This is a genomic window from Pseudomonas sp. UBT, from assembly GCF_050915955.1.
In the GTDB taxonomy this organism is placed as follows: domain Bacteria; phylum Pseudomonadota; class Gammaproteobacteria; order Pseudomonadales; family Pseudomonadaceae; genus Aquipseudomonas; species Aquipseudomonas antarctica_A.
Map to the genome: position 1 here is coordinate 715,120 of NZ_CP168079.1, position 11,930 is coordinate 727,049.

Genomic DNA, 11,930 nt, shown 5'->3' on the forward strand with positions numbered 1-11,930 from the left:
TGGTCAGACACAGATAAGTGTGGGAGCTGGCTTGCCTGCGATGGCGGTGGGTCAGGCAGCTTATCTGCTGCTGATACACCGCCATCGCGGGCAAGCCCGGCTCCCACATTTGAACTGCGAAGGACGCAGAACTTTGGTCATGCACAAATAAGTGTGGGAGCTGGCAAGCCAGCTCCCACATTTGACCGCATTGCAGCATTGGAACGGGTTAAGCGGTTAGTCCGCGATCACCACAATCGACACTCGACGATTCTCCGTGCGCCCCGCCACCGTGGTGTTAGACGCCACCGGTTCGCTGCTGCCCAAGCCGCGCAGCTTAATGTTTTCTTCCTTCATGCCCACACCCGTCAGCACTTTGCCCACGCTTTTGGCGCGGCGCAGGGACAGTTGCTGGTTGTAGCTCTCTTTGCCCGAGGCGTCGGTGTGGCCGTCGACGCGCACGCGTTCGATGCCCGCGCCCACCAGGGCCTTGCCGATACGTTCGACGATGTCGGTGCTGGCTTTGTTGAGGCTTTCAACGTCGCTGCCGAACAGCACTTTGCCCGAGAGCCCGAACGCCCAGCCTTCGTCGGTGAGTTCGAAACCTTGCTGTTTGAGCACTGCGACTTGCGCCGGTGTCAGGCCTTTGGGTGGGGCTGTCTGGCAGCCGCCGAGGGCAAGGAAGGCCACCAGTAAAGTGATAAACATAAAACGCGCGTTCGAGAACAAGGGATCAACTCCTGTGGTTAACATTTGCGGCGGTGGGCTCCGATTCCGCCGTTTGCTGGCCGCCCTGGGATAAGCGTTTGGCCTGGTACATCGCCGCATCAGCGGCATTGAGCAAGGTGCCGGGAGTGGCGCCATGATCGGGGTAAACGGCAATGCCGATACTGAGGGAGGTTACAACTTGGGTGTTGCCGGGCAGTGGGATCGGCTTGTCCATGCTGGCAATGATCTTGTCGGCGATACGCTGGGCGTCCTCCACCTTGTGCAGGGGCGCGAGCAGGATCGCGAATTCATCGCCGCCCAGGCGCGCCACTAAGTCATCTTCACGCAATTGCGCGCGCACGCGCTCGGCAACGGCCACCAACACGGCATCACCGGCGGCGTGGCCGAAGTTGTCATTAATGTCTTTGAAACGGTCGCTGTCGAGGAACAGTACGGCGACTCGCTCATTGATCTTGGCGGCGCTGCGCAGGGCGCGGATCAGCCGGCCTTCGAAAAACGCGCGATTGGGCAGCCCCGTCAGGCTGTCGTGGCTGGCCTGGTGGGCGAGTGTTTCGTTTTCGCTTTGCAGGTGGCTTTGCCAGGCTTCCATCTCGCCGAGCAGGGCATTGAAGTCACTGCCCAGGCTGTCGAGCTCGGCGATCTGCGCCGGGGGTACGCGCCGGTCGAAATCGCGCTCGCTGCGGGCGGCGTGGGCTACGGCGGCAAGGCTTTGCAACGGTTTGGTGATGCCCAGCAACAGGCGCCGCGCCAAGTACAACGCCACCCAGGCGCTGAGGGCCGTGCAAATCACGATGCCGGCCAGGCCGCTGAGCAGGAAGCGCAGCAGGCTGCCGCCATGGCCGACCACATGAATGCTGCCGACCGTTTGCCCTTGACGCAAAATCGGCTGGCTGATGGGCTGTTCGAGCAAAGCATGCGCCAGCGCCAGTTCGACCTGGGACAACATGCCTGTTTCCGGCCGTGACCATTGGGCCAACAGCTTGCCGTTGGCATCGAACACTTCCGCCTGGGCCACTTCCTCGGTGGAGGCGATGAGGCTGAGGGCTTCGGTGGCGGCGGCACTGTCGTTGAACACCACCGCGGCTTCCACGGTGTAGTTGATGGAGCGCGCGATCAGGTGCAGGTTGTGATCGGCATACACGCGCAGCGCCAACACGCCGAGCAGGGTCAGGGACACGCTGGCCAGGGTCACCGCTACCAGCGCCAGAATCAGATGCCCTCGGCCGATGACTGAACGCAGGGTGGGCCGCGCGTTATGAGCCCTCATGGCACCGTCGCTCGACGGCGGGACAACTGCAACACGCTGGGGTGGATGCGCACGCCACTGCGGGCAACGGAATCCAGGTTGACCTCGAACGACACCTGCTGATCACCCACGCGCAGGCAGAACAGGCTGCCCACAGTGCATTGGTCGCCACCTTCGCTGATGCTGAGCACCGGGTGACCAATCAATGAGGTAAACAGCCGGGTGCGCTCATCGGCGCTGAGTTTGCCGATGTACACGGCGTCGCACGCACTGACAATATCGGGGTGATCGGCCAGCAGGCGCTGCACCACAACCGGACGGCCGGTCGCCTGGGTCGTGCCCTTGACCAGGTCGTCGGTGTATTGGGTCGGCCCGACAATGCACAGGCGCAATTGCGCAGGCTCTACGGGCCAGCGTGCATAACTGAGAATACCGAGCACCACCTGAGTCACCGCCTGGGCGCGTTGGTCCGCCGGGCTGGGTGCCTGGGCAAATGCTCGCGGCGCGAGCACGCACACAAGCGCCACCAGTAACATGCGTCTCCAGCTCAAACTGCGCTCTGTGGGCGAGACAGCCACGTTCATGCAGCAATTCTCTTCAGGTATTTTTTCAAGGTGATGCCGCAACGATAGCACAGCGGCGCAAAGCCCCGGGAAAGCGTGCTTTCGCGAGGCCTGCTATTTTTTCAGAAAAATCAGACGATCGAATCAGAAATATTTCATGACCGATCAGTCAGTTTTTATCCGCAGCGTCCAGCTCCAACATCAAACCACTCAGGCGCTTGACCTTGCGGCGCACGGCTTCCTCAAAGACGCCACCCCGCGGCTCGATCAGGCTGAACCAGCGTTTGGCACGGGTGATGCCGGTGTAGATCAGCTCTTTGGTCAGCACCGGGTTCAGCGCGTCCGGCAGGATCAACGCGGTGTGGGTGAACTCCGAGCCCTGGGATTTGTGCACGGTCATGGCGTACACGGTTTCCACATCGTTCAGACGGCTGGGCAGTACAAAGCGCACACCGCCTTGGCCATCGTTGCGTGGGAAGGCTACGCGCAATACCTGTGGGCCATCGTCGCTTTCGGGCAGTTTGAGCGCGATGCCGATGTCGCCGTTCATCAGGCCCAGGCCGTAATCGTTGCGGGTCATGAGCACCGGGCGGCCTTCGTACCATTGGTCATCACCCTCGATCAGCCGCACTTTGCGCAAGGCGGCGGTGATGCGCAGGTTCAGCCCTTCCACGCCCCAAGGGCCTTTGCGCACGGCGCAGAGCAGTTGGAAGGCATCGAACGCTTGCAGCAGCTGTTGCGCCCAGTGCGTCCAGGCGGCGTCTTCGCGCGGGGTGTCGAGGGCCGGGCGCGCGCTTTGCAGCAGGTTGAGGTAATAGCGATAACCTTGGGCGTCGTCGCCCTGCCCATCCAGCACCAGCCGCTCCAGGGCCTGGTCGTGTTCGCCCTTGAGGCTGAGGCAGAAGAGGTCGCTGTGGCTGCGAGCGGCCAGCAGTTTGCGCGCCTCTTCGGCGTTTTGCTGGTTGACCCAACGCGCCAGTTGGCCGATACCGCTGCCTTCGCCAAAACGTCGCGAGTAGCGCAGCATCACCACTTGCTGAGCCAGCGGATGGCTGCCGTCGAGGTCTTCGTGGAGGCCGCTGGTGCTGAGGTCTTCGCCGCTCACGGCTTGCAGCCATTGGCGTGTGTCGGGGCTGTACCAACCGGCTTCAGCGTCGCGGCACAAATCGCCGAGCACGGCGCCGGCCTCCACCGAGGCGAGTTGGTCCTTGTCGCCCAGCAACACCAAGCGGGCGTGGGGCGGTAAGGCGTCCAACAGGTTGGCCATCATTTCCAGGTCGATCATCGAGGCTTCGTCCACCACCAGCACATCCAAAGGCAAAGGGTTGCCAATGTGATGACGGAAGTGCCGCGTGCCCGGGCGACTGCCGAGCAGGCGGTGAACCGTGGTGACCTGGGTCGGGATTTTTTCCCGCACGCTGTCAGGCACGTTCAGCGACAGCACTTGCTGGCTGATGGATTCGGTGAGGCGTGCGGCGGCTTTACCGGTGGGCGCGGCGAGGCGGATGCGCAACGGGCTGCCGGCTTCCACAGCGGGGGCCTGCAACAGGGCGAGCAGGCGCACCACGGTGGTGGTTTTGCCAGTGCCGGGGCCGCCGGTGACGATGCTGAATGCACCGCGAGTGGCCAGGGCGCAGGCGAGTTTTTGCCAGTCGATGACGCCGTCGGGTGGCGGTTGGTCAAACAGACGGTTCAGGCGCTGGGGCAAATCGGCGGCGACGTTTTCCGCGGTCGCCAGGCGCAGGCGCAGCGCCGTGTCGATACGCCGCTCGTAAGTCCAGTAACGGCGCAGGTACAGACGTTTGCCAGACAGCACCAATGGCCGGCTGTGAGCGGCTTCGCTGCCATCAACCGCCAGGGCGACCAGGTGACTGGCGGCCAACGCTTGGCACCAATGCGCACCGTCGAGGCCGGTGAGCAGTTGCGACGGCAACAGCATGGCACCGGTTTGCACGTCGCCTTCGGGTGGCAGTGACAACGCAAAGTCCGGCGCCTTAAGGGTTTCGAACAGGTCGAGGCACACGTGGCCATGGCCCAATTGATGGCTGGTCAATGCCGCAGCCAGCAGCACCAACGGATCGGCTTGCGCGTCGAGTTCGTGGAGGAAGCCGACGAAGGCTTTGTCCAAGGCGCGCAGCCAGCCTCGGTCGACCCAACGTTCCAGCAGTTGCAGCAAGTCGGCAGCGCGGCTGAGCGGCAGCAGTTCCTCAAGCGGTAACGGCGACAGGCTCATAGCAGCACTCCTTGTTCCCAGGCAGGTTCGACTTTGGGCGGTATGGGTTTGCCCTGGAACAGCAGGTCCAAGCCTTCGATCAGTTCACGTGGTGGCCGAGTGAAATACGCGCCTTGGCTGGCCGCCTGAGTGCCGCGCAGGAACAGGTACAGCGCACCGCCGACGTGACGGTCGTAGTCGTAATCCGGCAGGCGTGCCTTGAGCTGGCGGTGCAGAGCCAGCAGGTAAAGTACATATTGCAGGTCGTACCGATGCTCGAGGATCGACTGTTCCATCGCGTCTTGGGTGTAGGCCGAATCGTCGGGGCCGAGCCAGTTGGATTTGTAGTCGGCCACGTAATAGCGGCCGTCGTGTTCGAAGGTCAGGTCGATAAAGCCCTTGAACATGCCGTTGAGCAACACCGGTTCGGCGGCGACCCGGGACACACCATTGTGGGTCTGCTGGCATACCAACTTGTCGAGGGCGAGCACGTCGACCTTGTGGCTGGCGAACCAGAACTCCATTTCAATCTGGTACTGCTGCAGGCTGCTCAGGGTGACGTGGTCGTTATCCACAGGCAGCGGGGTTTGCAGCAGATGGCCGAGCCAACCGCTGAGGGTGACGATCCAACCTTCCCAATTGCGCCGGTTGCAGCGCGCGCCCACGGCTTTTTCGATGGCCTCGGGTGTCACGTTGAAGCCCTCCTCACCCGCCCATTCCAACAGGCCGTGGAGGAAAGTCCCCGGATTAGGGCCACGTGGGAAACGGTGAATGTCACCGCCAGACGCCGCCACTTCGCGCGGAGCATCAGGGTCGAGGCGTTCGTCATCGAACAGCTTCTGGGCCTGTGGGTTTTCCGGCGCTTCGGGGGGGGCGGCACTCATGCTGTCGCCAATGCGCAATGCACTGTAGGAGGCGATCCACCAGTTCTCGGCAGCCTTGCGCTTGGGCAGCAAGGGCGCGAGCAAGGTGGCTTCGTTGCGCGGCGGGTGGAACAGGATGTCTAGCGCGTCGGGCACGTGGGCGTAGTGGATGGCTGCGCAGCCTTCCTGCAAGTCCAGCAGCCAGCGCGCCAGGCCGGCGGATTCGCCGAGCGATGCGCCGGCGCCGAGCAGATAACCCAGCGCTGACAGGTGCAAGACGGAGCTGTTGGTATTGCCACGCTTAAGGTCGGCAATGCCGAGCCAGCAGGCATGTTTGGCGCGGGTCAGTGCAACGTAGAACAAGCGCAGGTCTTCGGCCAGGCGCTCATCGTCGGCCTGGGCGATCAACTCGGCGCTGGGCCGCAGGCTGACGTGGGATTTGCCGTGTTCGTCGTGGTAATGCAGCGGCAATCGGCTGCCATCCACCGGTTTGGCCGAGCAGATAAAGGGCAAAAACACCAGGTCGTATTCCAGGCCTTTGGACTTGTGAATGGTGACCACTTTGACCAGTTGCTCATCGCTTTCCAGGCGCAGGATCTGTTCTTCACCGGCCTGACCAGACAGCGCCAAGTGTTCGGCCAAATGGCGGATCAGCGCTTGTTCGCCGTCCAGTTCCGACGCGGCCTGTTGCAGCAGTTCGCTGAGGTGCAGCAGGTTGGTCAGCACACGTTCGCCATCGCTGCGGGCGATCAGGGTTTGCGGCAGTTTGAAATCGTGGAGCAGGCGCCGCAGCATCGGCAGCACGCCTTGGGTGCGCCAGATTGCACGGTAGCCACGGAACTGCATCACGCGGGTTTCCCACGCCAGTTCGTCCTGATTCAGACGTTCCAGTTCCGGCAATGAGAGGTTCAAGGTGACGCAGGCCAGGGCGGCGCGCAGCGGGCGCTCGACGTCCGGTTCGGCGCAGGCCTTGAGCCAGGCCAGCAGGTCATGGGCTTCCTGGGCGGCGAAGACGGAGTCTTTGTCGGACAGGTACACGCTGCGCACGCCACGGGCGGCCAACTCAGCGCGCACGGCTTGAGCTTCCTTGCCGTCGCGCACCAGGATGGCGATGTCTGACGGGAGTACGCCTTTGAAACTGCCATCCTCTTGTAGGAAACCGGCAGTGCGTTGCTGTCCGCCATTGAGTAACGCGACGATTTGCGTGGCGCAGGCGGCAGCCAGTTGCTGGCGATACACCGCGTTGGAAATCGGCTGGTCGGTGGGCAGGTGCCAGAGGTTCATCGCCGGCAGCGTTTGACCATCGACCTGCAGTTGCTCTTTACGGCCTTGGGATAACACCGAGTGGAACGGCACCGGGTTGTCGCCATTCGGCTCGCGGAACAGGAACGCACCACGGCCGGTTTCCGCGCGTTGGAACACGTGGTTCACCGCCTCGACCATCGCATGGCTGGAGCGGAAGTTGGTGCCCAGGGTGTGATGGCGGCCAGCGGTGGACTGGCGGGCGCGCAAGTAGGTGTAGATGTCGGCACCGCGGAAAGCGTAGATCGCCTGCTTGGGGTCACCAATCAGGAACAGGCCACTGTCGAGGTGGTTTTCTTCGATGCGGTAGATGCTGTCGAAGATGCTGTATTGCACCGGGTCGGTGTCCTGGAATTCATCGATCAGCGCCACGGGGAACTGCTCGCGGATCACACTGGCCAGACGCTCGCCGCCTTCGGCTTGCAGGGCGGCGTTGAGGCGAATCAGCATGTCGTCGAAGCCCATTTCGGCACGACGGCGTTTTTCTTCTTCGAAACGTTTACCCACCCAGCCGGCGGCGTGTTGCAACACCGCAGCGTCGGGCGTTGGCAAGGCATCGAGGCTGGCTTTGAGACTGGCCATGGCGTCAATGCCAGGGTGGCGCGGCGGTTCGCCCTTCCAGGCTTCGGCCATGCCGTCGGGCGTGAGGCGGGTGAAGCCGGTGCCGATGTCCAACTGCTCGAGGGTTTCGTCAGCGGCCCAGGCACTGATCTTTTCGAACCAGGGCTCGAAGTAACGCGCTTGCATCTTGCGGCCGTCGACGGCTTTGGCGGCCACGGCCTGCAGGCAGATATCACGCAGCTCGGCGGCCCATTGTTGCCAGGGTGCCTTGAGGGTGACCAGCGCTTCGCGGCGCTCTTGCAGGCAAGCGTTGATCAGCTCGGCTGGCTCGCGGGTTTCGTCAGTAGGCCGTTCGCTGCCGAACAGCGCACGCACGCGCGGCATCAGCGCGGCGGGGCCGCTCCAGTTTTTGCGTACCCAATTGAGTGCGTCGTCATGCATCGGGTAGCAGAACAGCCGCCAGTAGTCGCGCAGCACTTCGCCGAGCAGGTCGCTGTGGTCGGTTTCCAGGGTCTGGGTGAACAGGCTGCCGCTGTCGAACGCGTGTTCGCGCAGCATGCGCTGGCACCAACTGTGGATGGTCGAGACGGCCGCTTCGTCCATCCATTGGGCGGCGATGTCCAGACGGTTGGCGCAGGCAGGCCATTGCTCGGGGCGGTATTGATCGCGCAGGTCGGCGATCAGGGCGTCAGGCTGGTCGATTTCGTCGCGGAAAAAACGCGCCGCCTCGGCGAGGCGGATACGGATGCGTTCGCGCAGCTCTTTGGTGGCCGCGTCGGTGAAGGTCACCACAAGGATTTGCGGTGGCAGTAGTTCGCGACCGAAGCCGGACTCATCACCCCCATGGCCAAGTACCAGGCGCAAATACAGGGCGGAAATGGTAAAGGTCTTGCCGGTGCCGGCGCTGGCTTCAATCAGCTGGCTGCCTTTTAGCGGGAAGGCCAGGGCTAAAGGTTTGCCGATCATGCGCTGGCCTCCTCACGGGTGAGCGATCGCCAGGGGGCGTTGAGCAACGGGCGATACAGGGTTTCGCACCAACCTTCGAATTCTTCGCTGGCTACCAGGGTGGCGTAGTCGGGGAACTGGCGGGTGAGCGCCGGGGTTTCTCGTCGTTCGCCGTCGGTGGTCAGGCCGTCGCCTTCGTAGGCTTTGCTCGCGGCGGCCTGGGCCTTGACGGGGTCGGTTTGGCCGAGCCAGGCAAAGGCGGTTTTCACGGCCACGGGGAGCGGTTTTCGCATGCCGGTGTGCCAGGCCAGCAGTAGGTTGCCGAGGATTTCCTGAGCATTGGATGTATCCAGTGGGCCCAGTAACAAGGTGTCGTCACTCGCGACCAAGCCGGTGCTGAGTGGCAGGCCGCAGGCGCAGGCAACGACGTGATTGACCCATGGGCGAATCAGGCGATGCCACTTGCGGGTCTTGATTGAGCCAATGCTGTTGGGAATGGTGGTCACACTTAACAACCCGCCATCACTGCGCCCATGCAGGCCACTAATCCAGCCTTCCAGCTGCAGACCTTGGTGCTCAAAACTGATCGGCTCGGCGGTTGTTTGTGGAGTAGGCCACAGCGCCAGTAAGTGTTGATAACGCTGCAGCAAATCGGGCAATGGCTCGATCAGTTCGTTACGCAGGCACTCGCCAAAACCGACCATTGGCAACAGGCCACTGCCTTGCAGGCGCAGCGCCTGGGCGTGTAGGGCCTGATCCACGTGATCGGGCTGGGTCAGCGCGGCGTTCAGCAGGCTGTCGCTGAGGCTGTAGCGTTGCAGCGCGTCGAGGACGAAGGGCTCTTCATCGGCCAGAGGCACTTCAGCGGCTTCGAAGAACACTTTCAGACGCTGGCTGAAGAAATGTTTGACTGGGTTGCGTAGGAAATCCTGCAACTGGCCAAGGCTCAAAGGTTCTTCTTGTTGGTGTGGCGCCAGTTCGTGTTCTTGTGTGGGGACATCGGACGCTTCGTGGAGCAACTGCCACTCACGTGCGTAGCTGAACAGTGGGTCGCCGGCATGGAAGTAGCGTGCGCTGAACGGTTGGAGTGGGTGCTCCTGGGTCATCGCTTCCAGCAGCGGTTCTTCTGCTTGTGCGTTGTGCCATCCGCTGGCGAGATGATCGCGCAGTTGGCCAATCAGTACGGAGGCCGGGCGGTCGCTGTTGTCACGGATGCTGCGGCCGACCCAACTGATATACAGCTGGTCGCGGGCTGACAGCAGGGCTTCGAGCAGCAGGTAGCGGTCGTCTTCACGGCGTGAACGGTCGCCGGGGCGGTAGTCGCTGCCCATCAGGTCGAAGTCCAACGGCGGTTGGGCGCGCGGGTAGTCGCCGTCGTTCATACCCAACAGGCAGACAAGCTTGAACGGGATGGCGCGCATAGGCATCAGTGTGCAGAAATTGACAGCGCCTGCGAGGAAGCGCTGGGACAGGCGGCCTTGGTCCAGACCGGCCAGCCAGGCTTCGCGGACTACGGTGAGAGGTAACTCGTCTTGCAGGCCGACGGACTCGCAGGTCTCTAGCCAAGTCTCTCTGAGTTGTTCGAGTTGGCCCAGGAGGTAGTCGTCATGTTCACTGCTGGGCAGGAAGAATAACTGCATCAGGCGCTGCAGACGCGCGCCCCACTCTGTTGGAGGCGCTGGTTGGGACAAGGCTTGATGCGCGTCATTCAATGCATCCAGCAAGGCGACCAGCGGGCCAATCAATGCGGCATCGAGACCACCGATTTCATCATAGGGCTCGATACCATCGCAGGCCGCGCCGGTGCCGACGGCATAGCCCAACAACATGCGGCGCAAGCCGAATCGCCAACTGTTTTGCTCCAGCTCGTTTGGCAAGCCCAGGCCGGCACGTTGCTCGGCGTTAAGGCCCCAACGGATGCCGGCGCCTTCGATCCAGCGGTGCAGTGTGGGCAGGTCGCGCTCCTTGATCGCGAAACGTTCGCGCAATGCAGGAACGTCGAGCAGATCGAGAATTTCGCTCACCGGGAAGCGGCTGTCCGGGAGTTTCAACAAGTGTTCGACGGCGATCAGCAGAGGGTCGCGGCCGCGCTGGCCCTGGTCGGTAAGGGTGAAGGGGATAAAGCGTGGGTCAGTTCTTTCCAGTTGGCCGAACACGGCGCGAATATGCGGTGCGTAGCTGTCAACGTCGGGGACCATGACGATGATGTCGCGCGGGCGCAGCGTAGGGTCGGCACTGAAGCGTTGGAGCAGTTGGTCGTGGAGAATTTCCACTTCGCGTTGGGCGCTGTGGGCAATGTGGAAGCGGATGGAGCTGTCGTTATTGAGGTCGACGCCGGGCCACAGCTCACGCGTTTCGTTGAGTGGGCGCAGTTCGAGAATGTCGTCCTGCAACTGGTTGAGCAGCGTGGTCGGTTCGCTTTCGCTGAACAGGTCGATGCGCCCGTCACGGAAGGCGGCGCGGTAGCTGTTGGGGTCGTCGTAACTGTCCAGCAGGCTGATGTAGTCACGGCCCTGTTTGCCCCAGGCGGCGAGCAGCGGGTGCGCATGCTGGTGCAGGGTTTGCGGGTCGATGGTGACTGGCATTCCGACTTTGCGCGCTTGCCGTTTGTACTCGTTGCGCAGCAGGTCTTTGTCCGCGACGATGTCAGACCAATGGTGGCGGCAAGGGTTGTGTACGCACAGCAAGACTTGGCTGAATCTCGCCAGGCCAGCGAGCGCTTCCAGCGCCTGTGCGGGCAAAGAGGAAATGCCGAAAACAATCACTCGGGACGGCAGGCCTTGGGGGGCTTTTTCAAGGGTGTTGATCCGTTCAATGAAACGCTGATGAACACCGGCGCGGCTTTCAGCCATGCCCTCTTCACCTACATCCAGTAGCAGTGCACGCCATAACTCTGCTTGCCAGCAGTTCGCTGGGTTTAGTGGCTTGGACTCGCCTCGACCGTTGCGCAGTTGGTGACGGCCGGCGGCCCAGTCTTCCAGCCAGTCGGCGCGGTAGACCTGGTACTGGTCGAACAAGTCGGCCAATCGCTCTGCGAGTTGATAGCGTTTGCGCAGGTCAGTGTCGTGGGTGAGGAAACGCTGCAGCGGCTCGAAATGCGCTTGATCGATGAGCTCTGGTAGAAGGCGCATCAGGCGCCAGGTCAGGGGGGCTTTATCAAGCAGAGACTTGGGCGGGATTTCATCCTTACCCAGGACCATGCGATAGAGCTGCCACATAAAGCTGCCGGGAAGTTGCACGTCGATAGCGGCGGCGATGCCGCAGCCGCCCATATCATCTTCTTCGGGGTCTTCGGCCAAAGCCAACTTGAGCCATTGGGCAATGCCGTTGCTTTGGACCAGCGCGATTTCGTTTTCCAGGGGGGCCAGCGGATAACGACGCATCCAGCTGACGACCAGGCTGCGCAGTTCGTCCAGACGGTTGCCGTGAACCACCATAAATCCAGCGCTGAGGGACGTCGCATCCGGCATAACGGCTTCCTTGGGAAAAGCAAAATCGAGGCATGGACTTTAGCACTGTAGGCGGCCGCA

6 protein-coding genes are annotated in these 11,930 nt (G+C 62.4%); all 6 read right to left on the reverse strand.

All coding sequences use genetic code 11. The annotated features are described in order from the left end of the window. Positions 1-216: 216 nt before the first annotated feature. The 6 genes from ACDZ94_RS03395 to recC all read right to left on the reverse strand — a co-directional run bounded on the left by ACDZ94_RS03395 (position 217) and on the right by recC (position 11,870). Positions 217-708, reverse strand: a complete 492-nt coding sequence (locus ACDZ94_RS03395) for an OmpA family protein (protein ID WP_064454141.1) — start codon at positions 706-708, stop codon at positions 217-219. A 4-nt stretch (positions 709-712) separates the two neighbouring features. Next, entirely contained in the window at positions 713-1,975 is a 1,263-nt protein-coding gene (locus tag ACDZ94_RS03400) for a diguanylate cyclase domain-containing protein (protein ID WP_432751074.1), read from the reverse strand. Then, positions 1,972-2,538: a YfiR family protein gene (locus tag ACDZ94_RS03405; RefSeq protein WP_064454143.1), complete on the reverse strand. Its 567-nt coding sequence runs from the start codon at positions 2,536-2,538 to the stop codon at positions 1,972-1,974. The genes ACDZ94_RS03400 and ACDZ94_RS03405 overlap by 4 nt, the downstream gene beginning before the upstream one ends. 148 nt (positions 2,539-2,686) lie before the next feature. Beyond that, positions 2,687-4,750, reverse strand: coding sequence for an exodeoxyribonuclease V subunit alpha (gene recD / locus ACDZ94_RS03410; protein ID WP_432751075.1), 2,064 nt, complete (start codon positions 4,748-4,750; stop codon positions 2,687-2,689). Next, positions 4,747-8,421, reverse strand: coding sequence for an exodeoxyribonuclease V subunit beta (gene recB / locus ACDZ94_RS03415; protein ID WP_432751076.1), 3,675 nt, complete (start codon positions 8,419-8,421; stop codon positions 4,747-4,749). The genes recD and recB overlap by 4 nt, the downstream gene beginning before the upstream one ends. Then, on the reverse strand, positions 8,418-11,870 hold the full coding sequence (gene recC / locus ACDZ94_RS03420; protein WP_064454146.1) for an exodeoxyribonuclease V subunit gamma: 3,453 nt from the start codon (positions 11,868-11,870) through the stop codon (positions 8,418-8,420). The genes recB and recC overlap by 4 nt, the downstream gene beginning before the upstream one ends. Between the last annotated feature and the right edge of the window lie 60 nt (positions 11,871-11,930).